Here is a 15,746-nt window from a genome sequence, read left to right as displayed (position 1 = left end):
GATTTAAATCCATATTGATTCCCCCATTTCTAATAAAAAAAGTTGTTTTTGATTATCAAAAAAATTTTTTTTTGCTTTTTCTCGATTAATTTTTATGGATTCAAAAGTATCGTAATGTACTCCTAATATTTTATCACATTGTAAAAAATTAGAAGCAAAAATAGCTTCTTCAACATCCATAGTATAAATTCCTCCTATAGGAAGAATAGATATTTTTAACTTTCCAAATTTAGGAATAAGTTTCATTTCATATGTTAAAGAAGTATCTCCGGATAAATAAATATTTCCTTTATCTGTATGTAAAAGAAATCCTCCGGGATTACCTCCATAAGTACCATCTTTAAAAACACTAGAATGAGTAGCCCAAACATATTTTAATTTTCCAAATGGAAAAGTTATGAAAGATCCATAATTTATCCCATATGTTTTTAATCCTTTTTTATTAAAAAAATTAGATATTTCATAATTTGATATAATTAAAGAATTAAATTTTTTTGCAAAAATTTCTACATCACATACATGATCATAATGAGCATGAGTCAACAAAATATAATCAATTTTTTCAAAAAATTGATTATATTTATTTGATAATAATGTATTATTATTAAAAATAGGATTTTCGGAAAAAAAAGGATCTACCAATAAAAAATTTTTATGAATTTCTAACATATATGTACTATGAGTAAAAAAAGTTATTTTCATTTTATTTGTATTAATTTATTAATTTATTAATTTATTAATAATAAGAATATTGAATTCCTATACCTATACTCATAGAATAAAAAAAAGTAATTAAAACTAATTTTTTAAGTTCATCATTAAAATCTTTTGGATTATTTATATAAATAATTTTTTTTAAATGTTGTATTAAAAAAGGAATATTGAATATAAAAAAAATCCATTGGTATAAATTTTTATAATTTAAATAATTAAATAAAAAACCTAAAAATATAGATAATATAATAGATAAAATATGGTATATTTTTGCATATTTAATTCCTAATATTCCTGCTAAAGTATATTTTCCATTTTTATAATCATTATCTATATCTCTCATATTATTAATATTTAAAACAGAAATATTTAATAACCCTATTGATAAAGATAAAAAAAATATATCTAAAGGATAAAATTTTGTATATAAAAAATAACTTCCTCCTATAGAAATAAAACCAAAAAATATCAAAACAGATAAATCTCCCATTCCTAAATATCCATAAGGATAAGTACCAATACTATATTTAATAGAACTATATATACAAATTAAAATTCCTATAAAATAAAATAAAAAAAGAAAAATATTTTGTAATCTAATAGATTTATAAATTAATAAAAAACCAAAAATAAAAGATAAAATAGAAAATATATTTATTGCTTTTTTCATTGAAATTAATGAAATGAATCCACTTTGAACAGTTCTATTTGGACCAATTCTTCGAAAATTATCTACTCCTTTTATACTATCTCCATAATCATTTGAAATATTGGCTAATATTTGCAAAAATATAGCAGTTATAAGACATAAAAAATAAGTACAATAATCTCCATATCCTCTATATTTAGATATTAAAAAACTTAAAGTAATTCCAGAAAAAGATAGAAGTAAAGTATGTAAACGAATTGCATAAATCCAATATTTTAAATTCATAAAAATTTTGTAAATTTTTTAAAATTGGGTTCTCTTTTTTCTAAAAATGCTTTTTTTCCTTCTTGAGATTCTTCCATTAAATAAAACATTAAAGTAGCATCTCCAGCTAATTGCATCAATCCATGTTGGCCATCTAATTCTGCATTTAAACAACGTTTAATCATTCTCAAAGACATTGGACTCCGTTTTTGGATTAATTGACACCATTTTATAGTAGTTTTTTCTAATTTATTTTGAGGAACTACTTTATTAATTAATCCCATTTTTAATGCCTCATTAGCAGAATATTTTTTACATAAAAACCACATTTCTCGTGTTTTTTTTTGACCAATATGACGGGCTAAATAAGAAGCTCCAAATCCCCCATCAAAAGATCCTACTTTTGGTCCTACTTGACTAAAAACAGCATTATTAGAGGAAATAGTTAAATCACAAACTACATGTAAAACATGTCCCCCACCTATAGAAAATCCATTTACCATAGCAATAACTGGTTTAGGTATTTCTCTAATTTTTTTATAAAAATCTAAAATATTTAATCTTGGAATTCCATCTTTTCCTAAATAACCACCTAATCCCCTTTGATTCTGATCTCCTCCAGAACAAAAAGATTTTTTTCCAGATCCAGTTATAATTAATATATCTACATCTCTTCGATCCCGACATATATCTATAGCATCTATCATTTCTTTTACTGTTTCTACACGAAAAGCATTATGACATTTAGGTCTATTAATTTCTATTTTGGAAATTCCTTTCCAAAAATAGAAATTAATATCCTCATATTTTTTTATATAATTCCAATTTATTTTAGGATACATAACAAAATAAATTATTTTATTTTTACAAAATAACAAAAAAAATACTTTTTTTAATAATGTTATATGTATAGAAATTTTTTTGCAGTATTCATAGGAATATTAGTTAGTATTACTGAAATCATTTATTCCATAAAATTAATAAAAAACTGGTTTATCAATATACAATTCATTCCATTGAAAAATATACAACATGTATTTATTCATGCTCCTTCTAGTTTTTTCATAACTTTATTTTTCTTCTATGCTTTTAGTGCTTTATTAGGAGGAATTACAACAGCTTTTTTTGTACAAAATGCTAAAAAAGCTTATGCAGGACTAACTGGAATTATTTTATTTATTATTGCTTTCATTCATATTTTTTTATATACACTTCCATTATGGTTTGAAATTGTAATTCTTCCTATATTTTTTCATTTTTCATATCTTGGAGGTGCATTTATAGAATTATTACAAAGAAAAAAATGGATAAATTAATAAATATAAAAAACCAGATAAAAATCCTATAAAAGCTAACCAACTTATTTTTTTTAAATACCAAAAAAAATCTATTTTTTCCATTCCCATAGCTGTTATTCCAGAAGCTGATCCTATTAGTAAAATACTCCCTCCTGTTCCAGACATATAAGCTATAAAATACCAAAATTCATGATCTATAGAATAATTAAACATAGATATAATAGCTGCTATTAAAGGAACATTATCTATAAAAGAAGATATTAATCCTAATATAAAAGTTTTTATTTTCCATGAGTAAACTATCTTACTAATCCAATTAGATAAATCATACAATTTTCCTAAAGATTCTAAGGAAGAAATAGAAAGTAAAATTCCTAAAAAAAATAATATACTAGAAAAATCTAATTTTTTCAATATTCTATCCATAGAAAAATGACTTTTATAATAAATATTGGTAATTAAACAAAGAATTCCAAAAGAAAACATCATCCCCATATATGGTGGAATGCCGGTTATATTTTTTAAAATAGGAACAAATAATATAAGACCTAACCCAAATTTTAATATCCAAAATCCTCTTTTAAAATCTGATTTTGATAATTTATTTTTTTTTATTTGAATGGTTCCATTAAAAACAGGCATTAATGAACCTATAAAAGTAGACACACACATACATAAAACAGATGGTATAAATATTTTTTTTATAAGATTTATAGTGGTTACTTTATTAGAAATCCATAACATAGTAGTAGTTATATCCCCTATTGGAGACCATACTCCACCTGCATTAGCAGATATAATTATTAATCCTAAATAATATAATCGTTCTTTATAATTAACTATAATTTTTTTTAAAATAGTAATTAAAATTATAGTCGCTGTAAGATTATCTATAATTGCAGATAAAAAAAAAGACAATAAATTTATTATCCATAAAAAATTACGTTTTGTATTGGAATAAAAAAAATTTATTAAAACTTCAAAACCAGAATACATGTCAATAATGGAAACTATTGACATAGATCCAATAAGAAAAAAAATAATTTCAGAAGCATTCCCTAAATGATGTGATAATAAATAATTAGGATTTTTCCATTTAATTAAAGCGTTATCTAATTCAAAAACTGGTAAATTCCAAAACATAATTAATGACCAACAAATAGTTGCCATAAGAATAGATGGAATTACCTTGTTTAAGGATATAAAATTCTCAATAGTAATAAATAAATATCCTATAATAAAAACTAATATGATTATTAATTCCATTATTTTTAAACTAAAAAAAATCTTTAACGATTTTTTTTAGTTTAAAAATAATCTTGGATAATAAGAATTTTTTCCAAGTAATTCTTCAATACGTAATAATTGATTATATTTTGAAGTACGTTCCGAACGACAAATAGAACCAGTTTTAATTTGTTCAATATTAAATGCAACAGAAAGATCTGCTATAAAAGTATCTTCTGTATCTCCAGAACGATGAGAAATAATATTATTATATTTATTTTTTTTTGCTATATTTATCGTTTCTATAGTTTCTGTAAGTGTTCCTACTTGATTAAGTTTTATTAGTATAGAATTTGCAATTTTTTCTTTTATTCCTTTATTTAATTTGTCAACTTGTGTAACAAAAAGATCATCTCCAACTAATTGAATTTCTTTACCTAATTCATTAGTTAATAATTTCCATCCATTCCAATCATTTTGATCCATTCCATCTTCTATAGATATAATTGGATAACGTTTCGTTAAAAACGATAAATAATCAACATGTTCTTTTCTAGATTTTTTTATTTTTTCTTTATTATTTTGAATTTTTTCAAATTTAGAATAATTATATTTTTCTTTTTTATAAAATTCAGAAGCAGCACAATCTAAAGCTATACCTATTTGATCATAAGGTTCATAACCTGATAAATGTATAGATTCTAAAATATTATCTAATACATCTTCAATATTATTAAAATTAGAAGAAAAACCACCTTCATCACCAATATTTGTAGATAATCCTTTTTTAGATAAAATTTCTTTTAATTTATAATAAACTTTATATCCCATTTGAATAGATTCAAAAAAAGTATTTGCACCTACAGGAACTATCATAAATTCTTGAAATGCTATAGAACTATCAGAATGTTTACCTCCATTTATAATATTTATTAAAGGAATCGGTAGTGAATGTGCATATACACCTCCTATATATTTATAAATAGGAATATTTAATTCTTTAGATGCTGCTTTTGTTACTGCTAAAGAAACTCCTAAAATTGCATTAGACCCTAATCTTCTTTTATTTTTTGTTCCATCTAAATTTAAAATTAATTTATCTATATATAATTGATCCATTACAGATTTTCCTATTAATTCAGGAGCAATAATATTATTCACATTATGAACGGCTTTCAAAACTCCATTACCTAAAAATTCTGTATTTCCATCTCTTAATTCAATAGCTTCATTTTCACCTTTTGAGGCTCCAGATGGTACTGAAGCACGTCCTAATATATTATTATTTGTAATAACATCTACTTCTACAGTAGGATTACCCCTAGAATCTAATATTTGTCTTGCTTTAATAATTTTTATTTTTCTCATTATTCTATTGGATTAACCCTTTTCTTTTTTCCACTACGTCTTACTGATTTTAAATTTTTTTTAGAATTATAAATATTATTAAAATCTACCAATTCAATAAGAGATACTTTTGCCATATCTCCGGAACGAAATCCAATTTTTATAATTCTTGTATATCCACCAGGACGTTCACGAACTTTTTTAAAAGATTCATTAAAAAGTTCCGATACCGCAATTTTATCTCTTAATAAAGAAAAAATATTTCTTTTAGAATGAGTTGTGTTTATTTTAGATTTTGTTATAATAGGTTCTACATATTTTTTTAAAGCTTTAGCTTTAGCAAGAGTAGTAAAAATTTTTTTATTTTTAATTAAAGATGAAGACATATTAGATAAAATTGATTTTCTATGTCCATATTTCCTACTCAAATGATTATTTTTTTTTCTATGATTCATAAAAATAAAAAATCTATTTATTTTTATTATTTATTTTATATTCAGATATATTCATTCCAAAATATAAACCTTTATTTTTCATTTTAATTTCCAATTCTTCTAATGATTTTTTTCCAAAATTTCTCATATTTAACATACTAGTTTTATCAAGAATTACTAAATCAGCTATAGTTTCTATAAAAGCAGATTTTAAACAATTTTTTGTACGTACAGATAAATCCATTTCATTTAATTTAGATTTTAATAATGTACGCATACGTAAAAAATCTTCATCATATTTATTTTCTTTTCCAATTTTTTCAGGCTCTTCTTTTCCAATTTTTTCTAATGAAAAAATAGAAAAATATTGAATTAAAATATTAGCAGCTTCCATTAATGCCATTTTAGGACATATAGATCCATCCGTTTTAATTTCTAATAAAAGGGTTTCAAAATCTGTTTTTTGCCCAACACGACAATTTTCTATTGTATATTTCACATTTTTAATAGGAGTATAAATAGAATCTATAGGAATATTTCCAATTAAATCATTATTATTTTTTTTATTTTCTTCTGCTGGAACATAACCTCTTCCTTCTTCAATAATAAAACTTATTTCTAATGGAATGGATTTATTTTTATTACAAATTAATAAATCTGTATTTATAATTTGAAAATTAGAAATAAATTTATTAAAAATTTTTCCGGTTACTTTTTCATATTTATTCAAAAAAGTATTAACTATTTCTTTAGTTACTCCATATACTTTCTGTTTAAAACGAATTTTTTTTAAATTTAAAATAATTTCAGTAACATCTTCAATTACACCTTCTATAGTAGAAAATTCATATTTTACACCCTTAATTCTAATAGAAGTTATCGCAAATCCTTTTAATGAACTTAATAATACTCTTCTTAAAGAATTTCCTAATGTAATACCATAACCAGGTTCTAAAGGTTTTAAATGAAAAACTCCCTTATAATCTGAAAATTCAGATACTATAATTTTATTAGGTTTAACAAAATCTAGAATATCCATAATATTGATTCTTATTTTGAATAAAATTCAACAATTAACTGTTCTTTAATATTTTCTGGTATTTGTATTCTTTTTGGCATGATTCTAAATATCCCAAACATATTTTTTTCATCTAAAATTAACCATTCTACTATAATTCTTATTTTTTTATTTATAGATTCTAATATAACTGGATGTTTTTTTGACTTTTCTCTTATTTCAATTTTATCCCCAGGTTTTAATCTAAAAGAAGGAATATTAACAATAGTATTATTCACCATAATATGCTTATGAGAAATTATCTGACGTGCTGAAGATCTAGATGGAGCAAATTTTAATCTAAAAACAATATTATCAAGACGAGATTCACAGAATTGTAATAACAATTCTCCAGTAATTCCTTTTTTTCTTGACGATTCTATAAATAATTTTTTAAATTGGTGCTCTAATATACCATAAGTATATTTTGCTTTTTGTTTTTCTATCAATTGTATAAAATATTCTGATCGTTTACCTCTACGGCGATTATTTCCATGTTCTCCAGATGGATATTTTCTTCTTTCAAAATATTTATCTTCTCCATATATACATTCTCCAAATTTACGAGAAATTTTCGTTTTTGGCCCTATATATCTTCCCATAATTTATAAAAAATTAAATTCTTCTTCTTTTTGGTGGGCGACAACCATTATGAGGTAAAGGGGTAATATCTTTTATTAAAGTTACTAAAATTCCAGAATTACTTAAAGCTCGTATCGCCGCATCTCTACCTGCTCCAGGACCTTTTACTTTTACTTCAATTTTTTTAATTCCTGCATTTAATCCCTTTTTTGCTACGTTTTCTGCAGTTATTTGAGCAGCATAAGGAGTATTCTTTTTAGAACCCTTAAAATTCATTTTTCCAGCTGAAGACCATGCTATAACCTCTCCTTTTTTATTCGTTAATGTAATAATAATATTATTAAATGTAGATTGAATGTGAGCTTCACCTAATGGATCAACTACAACTGATTTTTTTTTCCCCGATGATAACTTTGCCATATTTTTTATATGAAAAAATTTTATTTTGTTATTTTTTTCTTATTTGCTACAGTTTTTTTTCTTCCTTTTCTAGTTCTACAATTATTTTTAGTTTTTTGCCCTCTCAAAGGAAGACCTTTTCTATGTCTAGTCCCTCTATAACATCCAATATCCATTAATCTTTTAATATTTAATTGAATTTCAGATCTTAATTCACCTTCAATTTTTATATTATCTGATATATATTTTCTTATATTACTAATATCTTCATCAGACCAACTTTCTACTTTTACATTTTCATCAATTCCAACATGAAATAAAATTTTACTTGATAAACTTTTACTTATTCCATATAAAGACATAAGACCAATAATTCCTCTTTTATATTTTGGAATATCTATTCCTGAAATTCTAGCCATAAAATAATATACATTTTTTTAATATTAAAATTAACCTTGTCTTTGTTTAAATCTAGGATTTTTTTTATTAATAATACGTAAACGTCCTTTTCTTCTAATAAATTTACAATTATCTGTTCGTTTTTTTAAAGAAGTCCTTACTTTCATATATATAATAATTTTTGAATCATTTTTTAATATCTATAGGTAATCCTACCTCTATTTAAATCATATGAAGACATTTCTAATCTCACTTTATCACCAGGTAAAATTTTTATATAATGCATTCTCATTTTTCCTGAAATATGAGCCTTAACAATACAACCATTTTCCAATTCAACACGGAACATAGCATTTGGAGAAGATTCTATAATTATACCATCTACTTCGATATGCTTTTGTTTAGACATAAAAATATAAAATTAATTATTACATTATAGATATATAATATACATAAAAATAAACATAAAATTACTACATTTTATTATTAGAAATATATCTACTATTGTTATGATTTTTTATCATCATTAAATCGTCATAATAATAATTTAATAAATATATATCTACTTGTTGTATAAGATCTAACATAACTCCTACAACTATTAATAAAGAAGTTCCCCCATAAAATAAAGAAAAATTTTGAGTAATCCCTATACGAAAAACTATAGATGGTAGTATTGCAATTATAGCTAATAAGATAGCTCCCGGAAGTGTTATTTTTGATAAAATGGAATCTATATATTCTACAGTTTCTTTACCTGGTTTTATTTTCGGGATATGTCCTCCATTTCTTTTTAAATCATCAGCTATTTGATTTACTGGGATAGTAATTGCTGTATAAAAAAAAGTAAATATTATCACCAAGATAGAAAAAGCTAAATTATACCATAAACCATAAACATCTTGAAATAAATAAAAAAAATTTTTAATTTTCTCATTATTTACGTAATTAAAAAAAGTTAATGGAAAAAGCATAATTGCTTGAGAAAAAATAATTGGCATTACACCTGCAGCAGTCATTTTTAATGGAATATACTGATGTTTTTTATGAATCAATTTAGCACTTAATCCTAAAGATTTATAATGAGAAACATATTGAATGGGAATTTTTCTAATAGATTGAATAATTACAATACAAAAAAGAATTACTATTAACCATAATAAAAATTCAAAAAATAAAATAATCATTCCTCCATTTCCAATATTTAATTTATTATAAATTTCTTTTACAATAGAATCTGGAAAACGAACTATAATTCCAGACATAATTATTAAAGAAATTCCATTTCCTATCCCTTCATCCGTTATTTTATCTCCTAACCACATAGTAAACAGGGTACCTGAAGTTAATATTATTATTCCAATTGTCCAAAATAAAATTTTTCCATAAAAAGTATTTATATTCAAAAGATAAGTATTGGATAAAAATAAATCAGAAGATGATGAATTATTAATAGGACTAAATTTTTTAGTTAAAGAAATAAGATATAAAGGAGCTTGAATTAAACATATTCCAACAGTTAACCATCTTGTTATAAAATTGATATGTCTTTTTCCACTTTCTCCATCTCTTTGTACTTTTTGTAAATATGGAATTACAATACACATTAATTGTATTATAATAGAAGCAGATATATATGGCATAATTCCTAAAGCTAAAATAGAAGCACGATTAAAAGCACCTCCCGTAAAAGAAGAAAGAATTTGCATTAATCCTTTAGATCCTGAATTCATTGACTTCATAAAATCTACAATTCCTAAAGGATTAATTCCAGGAATAGGAATATATGCACCAAAACGATATACTAATAAAAAACTTAAAGTTATTATTATTTTTTTCCGTAATTCTCTTATATTCCAAATATTATGAAATATAATTAAAAAATTATTCATGAAAATAATCTATATATATCATATATAAAAAACCTCTCCACCTGCTTTTTTTATATAAAAAATAGCTTTTTTACTAAATTTAGATGCAGTAATTTTTAATGAAATTTTTAATATTTTTCTTCCTGCTAAAATTTTTATTAATCCATTTTTTTTCATTAATAAACGATTATTTAATAATGTTTGTTGATTAATAATATCAGATATTTTTCTCTTATTTACTAATTCTTGTAAATAATCTAAATTAATTATAAAATATTTTTTTCTATTAGGATTTTTAAATCCAAATTTAGGAATTCTTCTTTGAATTGGCATTTGACCCCCTTCAAACCCCAATTTTTTAGAATATCCAGAACGGGATTTTGATCCTTTATGTCCTCTACCACAAGTCCCACCTTTTCCAGAACCTTGTCCTCTACCTAATCTTAACTTTTTTTTTTTAGATCCTTTTTTTGGAATCAAAAAATTTAACTCCATAATAAAATTTATTTATATTTTTTTATTTATTTTACATATTCCACTCCATTATATACTCTTTCAATAGAAAGACCTCTTTCTTTAGAAATTATCTGAATATCTCTCATATATTTTAAAGCTTTAATTGTAGCTTTAATTATATTATGGGGATTGGATGATCCTTTAGATTTTGATAAAACATCTCTCAATCCTACAGTTTCAAGAACTGCTCTTAAAGGTCCCCCAGCTATAATACCAGTTCCTGCAGATGCTGGTTTAATAAGAATATGAGCCCCACCATACCTAGCTTCTTGTTCATGTGGTATAGTTCCATTATAAATACAAACTTTACATAAATTTCGTTTAGCCTGTTCCCCAGCTTTACGAATAGCATCAGTAGCTTCCTTAGATTTTCCAAATCCATATCCTACCATTCCATCTTCATTTCCTTTAATAACAATAGCACTAAAACTAAAATATCTTCTTCCTTTAGTAACTTTACACACTCTTGTAACTCCAACTAATTTTTCTTTTAGTTCTAATCCTGAATGTTTTCTTTTTTTATCTAAAAATATTACCATAGTTTAATCAAAAATCTAAACCCATTTCTCTTACCCCTTCTGCTAAGGATTTGATCCTACCATGATATAAATACTTTCCTCTATCAAAAATTACCTTTTTTATTTTTAATAAACTTGCTCTTTCTCCTAATAATTTTCCAACTTCATTAGATAATTTTATTTTTGTTTGTTTTATTTTCATATTATTTCTAAATATTTTTTCTCTAGAAGAAGAAGATACTAAAGTTTTTCCAGACAAATCATCAATTATTTGTGCATAAATTGCTTTATTACTTCTAAAAACAGTAATTCTAGGTTTTTTTTTAGTTCCTAAAAATTTTTTAAATTTTTTTTTATTTCCCTTCATAATATTTAAGCAGATTTTCCAGTTTTTTTACGAATAGATTCTTTTAAATATTTTATTCCTTTTCCTTTATATGGTTCTGGTACTCTTAATGAACGAATTTTAGAAGCTATCATACCTAAAAGTTGTTTATCGTAAGATTTTAATATAAGAATTGGATTTTGCCCTTTATTTATTTTTATTTCTGCACAAATTTCTTTAGGAATTTTCATCATAATTTTATGAGAAAAACCTAAATTAAATTCTAATATTTCTTCATAATAAGATACTCTATATCCAATTCCAATTAATTCTAATTCCTTTTGAAATCCATTAGTAACTCCTTTAACCATATTATCAATTAATACACGATATAATCCATGTAAAGATTTAGTTTTTTTATCTTCTTGTATTCTACTTAAAAATAATTTATCATTTTTAAAAATAATTTTTATTTTTTCGGAAAATTTTTGACTTAAAATACCTAATTTCCCTTTTATAATTATTTTATTATCAATAATATTTATATATACATCCTTAGGTATAGATATAGGCATTTTTCCAATTCTAGACATAATCAAAAAAATTTTTAATAAACATAACATAAAATTTCACCTCCTAATCTTTTTTTTCTTGCCTGTTTATCTGTTATTATACCATAAGAAGTAGAAATAATTGCAATTCCTAATCCATTTAAAACCCGAGGTATATTTTTATATTTAGTATATTTTCTTAATCCTGGTTTACTTATTCTAATTAATCGTTGAATTACGGAATTATTTTTAAAATATTTTAAAGCAATTTTAATTATTTCCTTATCCTTTTTTTCCAATTTATAATCTAAAATATAACCATTTTCTAATAGAATTTTAGAAAGTTCTTTTTTTAATTTAGAAGAGGGAATTTTTAATAATTTGTGTTTTACTATACAAGCATTTCTAATTCTAGTTAAAAAATCTGCAATAGGATCGGTATTCATATTTTATTTTTTTATAATAATATCAGTTACCAACTTGCTTTTTTTACTCCAGGTATAAGACCTTGAGAAACCATACTTCTGAAAACAATACGAGATATACCAAATAATCTCATATATCCTCTACTTCTTCCACTTATTGAACATCTATTTCTTAAACGTACCGGAGATGCATTTCGGGGAAGTTTTTGCAATAATTCATAACTTTTAGATTTTTTCAAACTTTCTCTTTTTTTTGCATATTTTAATACAATTTTTTCTCTTTTTATTTGTCTTGCTTTTACAGATTCTTTCGCCATTTATTTATCATTTTTTTGAAATGGTATTCCAAAATAAAATAAAAGAAATTTAGCTTCTAAATTACTTTTTGCGGAAGTAACAAATGTAATATTCATTCCCATATTTTTTTTAATTTTATCAATATTAATTTCTGGATAAATTACTTGTTCCGTAATCCCCATATTATAATTTCCAAATCTATCAAAACTATTTATTTTTACTCCATTAAAATCTCTCACTCTAGGTAAAGAAACCGTAATTAATCTTTCCAAAAATTCATACATTTTTATCCTTCGTAAAGTAACCTTTACTCCTATTGGCATCCCTTTTCTTAATTTAAATCCAGATTCATCATGTTTTGAATAACAAAAAACTGCTTTTTGCCCTACAATAGATGTTATTTCATTCATAGAAAAATCTATAAGTTTCTTATCTAATGTTGCTTTTCCAATACCTTGATGTACAATTATTTTATTAAGTCTAGGAACTTCCATAATAGAACCATAATCAAATTTTTTTATTAACTTTGGAACTATATTTTCTTTATATAAATTTTTTAATCTAGACTGATAAGGAATCATCTATTTTCTTTTTTTCTTCTTTTTTTAAATTAGATATATGTATAGGAGCTTCTTTTTTTATAATTCCTCCTTTAGGATTTTTTGCATTAGGTTTAATATGTTTTTGAATCATATTTATTCCAAATACAATAACTTTTTTTTTTTTTGGAAAAACTTTTGAAATTACTCCTTTTAACCCCTTATAATTTCCTGATAAAATCGAAATTTTATCTCCTTTTTTTATCATATTTAAATAAATAAACTTTTATATATAACTTTATAAAACTTCTTGAGCTAAAGAAATAATTTTCATATATTCCAAATCTCTTAACTCTCTTGCTACTGGTCCAAAAACTCGAGTTCCCATCATCTCACCAGAAGGATTTATTAAAACACAAGCATTATCATCAAAACTTATATAAGATCCATCTTTTCTTCTCGTTCTTTTTTTTGTTCTAATTATTATTGCTTTAGCAATTTGTCCTTTTTTTACTATACCACCACTAGAAATAGCCGATTTTATTGTAACAACTATCGAATCACCTAAAAAAGCATATTTTTTTTTAGATCCTCCTAGAACACGAATAATTAAAGCTACTTTTGCTCCTGAATTATCAGAAACTCTACATCTAGATTCTTGTTGTAACATATTATCCGATTTTACCTAAAACAGAAATTAATCTCCAACATTTATTTTTACTAATAGGTTTTATTTCCATAATCTTTACTTTATCGCCATTTTTGGATATATTTTCTTCATCATGAACCATATATTTTTTCTTTTTTAAAATACTTTTTCCGTAATATTTATGTTTTACTTTTTTAGTTTCAGAAACAATAATTGTTTTATTCATTTTATTACTAACTACTATTCCTATTCTTTGTTTTCTACTATTTCTTCTAGGAATAGTAATACTATTATTTTCCTGATTTATTATCATTTATTTTTTTATTTAATTCAGTTTTTAATTTAGCGATATATCTTCTCAAAATCCTAATTTTTATAAAATTTTTTTTAAAATTTAAAACTTGATCAAATTTCATTTTTTGATAAATTTTTTTTTGAATTTGTATATTTATTTTAATATCATTAATAGATAAAATTTGAATTTCCGAATATTTTTTCATTCTACAAATTCTTTTGAAAAAATAAATTTCATTTTTATAGGAAATTTTTGAGAAGCTAATCTTAATGCTTCCTTAGCAATGATCATTTCTACACCATCTATTTCAAATAATATTCTTCCAGGTTTAACAATAGATACCCAAAATTCTACAGGTCCTTTTCCTTTTCCCATACGAACTTCTTGTGGTTTTTTTGTTATTGGTTTATCTGGAAAAATATTTATCCACAATCTTCCTTCTCTTTTCATATATCTAGTAGCAGCTACACGAGCAGCTTCTAATTGTCTAGATGTAATCCACGTACCTTCCATCGCTTTTATTCCATATAATCCTCTTGAAAGAATAAGTCCTTTTGAAGCATTACCCCGGATTCTACCTTTTTGATTTTTTTTATATTTTGTTTTTTTTGGTTGTAACATACATAAAAATAATAATTAGATATTATATTAATAAAAAAATTAATATTTTTTCTTTTTATTTAAAAGCAGAAAATTTATTATTATAAAAACGTGATTTTTTTGTTGTTGTAATCCAAATAATGGAGATAATTCTTTTTTTCCATATATTTCTCCTTTCATAATCCAAACTTTTATCCCGATAGTTCCATAAACTGTATGAGCAACTTCCATATGATAATCAACATCTGCCCGAAAAGTCCCAAGAGAAATTCGACCTTCTTTATAAGATTCTCGTCTAGCCATTTCAGATCCATTCAATCTTCCAGAAATCTGAATTTTTATACCTTGAGCATTCATTCTCATAGCTGAAATAATAGATAATTTAATTATTTTTTTATAAGATATTCTATTTTCCAATTGTCTAACCAATCCTTTAGCTACTAAAGGGGCATCTAACTCTGGTCTTCTTACTTCAGATATATTAATTTGAACTTCTTTTTGAGTAAATTTTCTTAATTCTTTTCTAATAGTATCCACTTCTTCTCCTCTTTTTCCTATAACAAGAGCTGGTCTAGATGTTCTAATAGTTATCGTTATAAATTTTAGAGTTCTATCTATAAAAATTCGAGAAACAATTCCTTTAAGTAAACGAGTTTCTATATACCTTCTAACTTTAAAATCCTCTTGTATTCTATCCTTATAATTATTACACCAACTAGATTGCCAGCCCATAACAATCCCTAAACGATTAACAATTGGATTAGTTTTTTGTCCCATATATATTTTACTT

General features: G+C 23.7%; 27 protein-coding genes. 1 reads left to right on the top strand and 26 read right to left on the bottom strand.

Annotated features, from left to right (window positions below; translation table 11 throughout):
- Positions 1-3 precede the first annotated feature (3 nt).
- From BLBCPU_RS01285 to menB, 3 genes are read right to left on the bottom strand one after another with little or no spacing between them, the layout of a single operon-like run.
- Positions 4-702 carry a metal-dependent hydrolase gene (locus BLBCPU_RS01285; RefSeq protein ID WP_014246202.1) on the bottom strand — a complete coding sequence of 233 codons (699 nt, stop codon included), beginning with the start codon at positions 700-702 and terminating at the stop codon, positions 4-6.
- A gap of 34 nt (positions 703-736) precedes the next feature.
- Positions 737-1,648, bottom strand: coding sequence for a 1,4-dihydroxy-2-naphthoate octaprenyltransferase (menA, locus tag BLBCPU_RS01280; protein ID WP_014246201.1), 912 nt, complete (start codon positions 1,646-1,648; stop codon positions 737-739).
- The gene (menB, locus tag BLBCPU_RS01275; protein WP_014246200.1) at positions 1,645-2,469 is read right to left on the bottom strand and encodes a 1,4-dihydroxy-2-naphthoyl-CoA synthase; all 825 of its coding nucleotides are present in this window, start codon (positions 2,467-2,469) and stop codon (positions 1,645-1,647) included. The genes menA and menB overlap by 4 nt, the downstream gene beginning before the upstream one ends.
- Positions 2,470-2,532: 63 nt before the next feature.
- On the opposite strand from menB, the gene BLBCPU_RS01270 reads away from it, so the two are divergent.
- On the top strand, positions 2,533-2,943 hold the full coding sequence (locus BLBCPU_RS01270) for a hypothetical protein (RefSeq protein WP_014246199.1): 411 nt from the start codon (positions 2,533-2,535) through the stop codon (positions 2,941-2,943).
- On the opposite strand, the gene BLBCPU_RS01265 is transcribed toward BLBCPU_RS01270, so the two are convergent.
- The 23 genes from BLBCPU_RS01265 to rpsC form a co-directional block, all read right to left on the bottom strand.
- Positions 2,917-4,191 carry an SLC13 family permease gene (locus tag BLBCPU_RS01265; RefSeq protein ID WP_014246198.1) on the bottom strand — a complete coding sequence of 425 codons (1,275 nt, stop codon included), beginning with the start codon at positions 4,189-4,191 and terminating at the stop codon, positions 2,917-2,919. The two genes, BLBCPU_RS01270 and BLBCPU_RS01265, sit on opposite strands and share 27 nt — an antisense overlap.
- Before the next feature lie 36 nt (positions 4,192-4,227).
- The gene (gene eno / locus BLBCPU_RS01260; protein WP_014246197.1) at positions 4,228-5,520 is read right to left on the bottom strand and encodes a phosphopyruvate hydratase; all 1,293 of its coding nucleotides are present in this window, start codon (positions 5,518-5,520) and stop codon (positions 4,228-4,230) included.
- On the bottom strand, positions 5,520-5,954 hold the full coding sequence (gene rplQ / locus BLBCPU_RS01255; protein ID WP_014246196.1) for a 50S ribosomal protein L17: 435 nt from the start codon (positions 5,952-5,954) through the stop codon (positions 5,520-5,522). Before rplQ ends, eno begins: the two co-directional genes overlap by 1 nt.
- A gap of 13 nt (positions 5,955-5,967) precedes the next feature.
- Entirely contained in the window at positions 5,968-6,972 is a 1,005-nt protein-coding gene (locus tag BLBCPU_RS01250; RefSeq protein WP_014246195.1) for a DNA-directed RNA polymerase subunit alpha, read from the bottom strand.
- A gap of 11 nt (positions 6,973-6,983) precedes the next feature.
- Positions 6,984-7,592 (bottom strand): 30S ribosomal protein S4, encoded by a 609-nt coding sequence (gene rpsD / locus BLBCPU_RS01245; RefSeq protein WP_014246194.1) that lies wholly within the window; start codon positions 7,590-7,592, stop codon positions 6,984-6,986.
- 13 nt (positions 7,593-7,605) lie between these two features.
- Positions 7,606-7,992: a 30S ribosomal protein S11 gene (rpsK, locus tag BLBCPU_RS01240; RefSeq protein ID WP_014246193.1), complete on the bottom strand. Its 387-nt coding sequence runs from the start codon at positions 7,990-7,992 to the stop codon at positions 7,606-7,608.
- Positions 7,993-8,012: 20 nt separating this feature from the next.
- A complete protein-coding gene (gene rpsM / locus BLBCPU_RS01235; protein WP_014246192.1) occupies positions 8,013-8,390 on the bottom strand; it encodes a 30S ribosomal protein S13 in 378 nt (125 codons plus the stop codon).
- 30 nt (positions 8,391-8,420) lie between these two features.
- The gene (rpmJ, locus tag BLBCPU_RS01230) at positions 8,421-8,537 is read right to left on the bottom strand and encodes a 50S ribosomal protein L36 (RefSeq protein WP_014246191.1); all 117 of its coding nucleotides are present in this window, start codon (positions 8,535-8,537) and stop codon (positions 8,421-8,423) included.
- A 26-nt stretch (positions 8,538-8,563) separates the two neighbouring features.
- The gene (gene infA / locus BLBCPU_RS01225; protein WP_014246190.1) at positions 8,564-8,779 is read right to left on the bottom strand and encodes a translation initiation factor IF-1; all 216 of its coding nucleotides are present in this window, start codon (positions 8,777-8,779) and stop codon (positions 8,564-8,566) included.
- 64 nt (positions 8,780-8,843) lie between these two features.
- Positions 8,844-10,262, bottom strand: a complete 1,419-nt coding sequence (gene secY, locus BLBCPU_RS01220; RefSeq protein ID WP_014246189.1) for a preprotein translocase subunit SecY — start codon at positions 10,260-10,262, stop codon at positions 8,844-8,846.
- 18 nt (positions 10,263-10,280) lie between these two features.
- On the bottom strand, positions 10,281-10,736 hold the full coding sequence (gene rplO / locus BLBCPU_RS01215; protein WP_014246188.1) for a 50S ribosomal protein L15: 456 nt from the start codon (positions 10,734-10,736) through the stop codon (positions 10,281-10,283).
- 26 nt (positions 10,737-10,762) lie between these two features.
- A complete protein-coding gene (gene rpsE, locus BLBCPU_RS01210) occupies positions 10,763-11,296 on the bottom strand; it encodes a 30S ribosomal protein S5 (protein WP_014246187.1) in 534 nt (177 codons plus the stop codon).
- A 7-nt stretch (positions 11,297-11,303) separates the two neighbouring features.
- The gene (rplR, locus tag BLBCPU_RS01205; protein WP_014246186.1) at positions 11,304-11,642 is read right to left on the bottom strand and encodes a 50S ribosomal protein L18; all 339 of its coding nucleotides are present in this window, start codon (positions 11,640-11,642) and stop codon (positions 11,304-11,306) included.
- Positions 11,643-11,647: 5 nt separating this feature from the next.
- Positions 11,648-12,193 (bottom strand): 50S ribosomal protein L6, encoded by a 546-nt coding sequence (gene rplF, locus BLBCPU_RS01200; protein WP_014246185.1) that lies wholly within the window; start codon positions 12,191-12,193, stop codon positions 11,648-11,650.
- A 14-nt stretch (positions 12,194-12,207) separates the two neighbouring features.
- Entirely contained in the window at positions 12,208-12,597 is a 390-nt protein-coding gene (gene rpsH, locus BLBCPU_RS01195) for a 30S ribosomal protein S8 (RefSeq protein ID WP_014246184.1), read from the bottom strand.
- A gap of 26 nt (positions 12,598-12,623) precedes the next feature.
- Positions 12,624-12,893, bottom strand: a complete 270-nt coding sequence (gene rpsN, locus BLBCPU_RS01190; protein WP_014246183.1) for a 30S ribosomal protein S14 — start codon at positions 12,891-12,893, stop codon at positions 12,624-12,626.
- Positions 12,894-13,454, bottom strand: coding sequence for a 50S ribosomal protein L5 (gene rplE / locus BLBCPU_RS01185; RefSeq protein ID WP_014246182.1), 561 nt, complete (start codon positions 13,452-13,454; stop codon positions 12,894-12,896).
- On the bottom strand, positions 13,435-13,680 hold the full coding sequence (gene rplX, locus BLBCPU_RS01180) for a 50S ribosomal protein L24 (protein ID WP_014246181.1): 246 nt from the start codon (positions 13,678-13,680) through the stop codon (positions 13,435-13,437). Before rplX ends, rplE begins: the two co-directional genes overlap by 20 nt.
- A gap of 30 nt (positions 13,681-13,710) precedes the next feature.
- The gene (rplN, locus tag BLBCPU_RS01175; protein ID WP_014246180.1) at positions 13,711-14,082 is read right to left on the bottom strand and encodes a 50S ribosomal protein L14; all 372 of its coding nucleotides are present in this window, start codon (positions 14,080-14,082) and stop codon (positions 13,711-13,713) included.
- Between the two features lies 1 nt (position 14,083).
- Complete coding sequence (rpsQ, locus tag BLBCPU_RS01170; protein ID WP_014246179.1) at positions 14,084-14,374, bottom strand: 30S ribosomal protein S17; 291 nt, start codon at positions 14,372-14,374, stop codon at positions 14,084-14,086.
- Entirely contained in the window at positions 14,352-14,561 is a 210-nt protein-coding gene (locus BLBCPU_RS01165; RefSeq protein WP_014246178.1) for a 50S ribosomal protein L29, read from the bottom strand. Before BLBCPU_RS01165 ends, rpsQ begins: the two co-directional genes overlap by 23 nt.
- Positions 14,558-14,977 carry a 50S ribosomal protein L16 gene (gene rplP / locus BLBCPU_RS01160; protein WP_014246177.1) on the bottom strand — a complete coding sequence of 140 codons (420 nt, stop codon included), beginning with the start codon at positions 14,975-14,977 and terminating at the stop codon, positions 14,558-14,560. Before rplP ends, BLBCPU_RS01165 begins: the two co-directional genes overlap by 4 nt.
- 39 nt (positions 14,978-15,016) lie before the next feature.
- Positions 15,017-15,733, bottom strand: coding sequence for a 30S ribosomal protein S3 (gene rpsC / locus BLBCPU_RS01155; RefSeq protein WP_014246176.1), 717 nt, complete (start codon positions 15,731-15,733; stop codon positions 15,017-15,019).
- Positions 15,734-15,746 lie beyond the last annotated feature (13 nt).

Source organism: Blattabacterium sp. (Cryptocercus punctulatus) str. Cpu (assembly GCF_000236405.1).
In the GTDB taxonomy this organism is placed as follows: Bacteria; Bacteroidota; Bacteroidia; order Flavobacteriales; family Blattabacteriaceae; genus Blattabacterium; species Blattabacterium punctulatus.
This window is presented reverse-complemented; position numbering and strand designations above follow the sequence as displayed.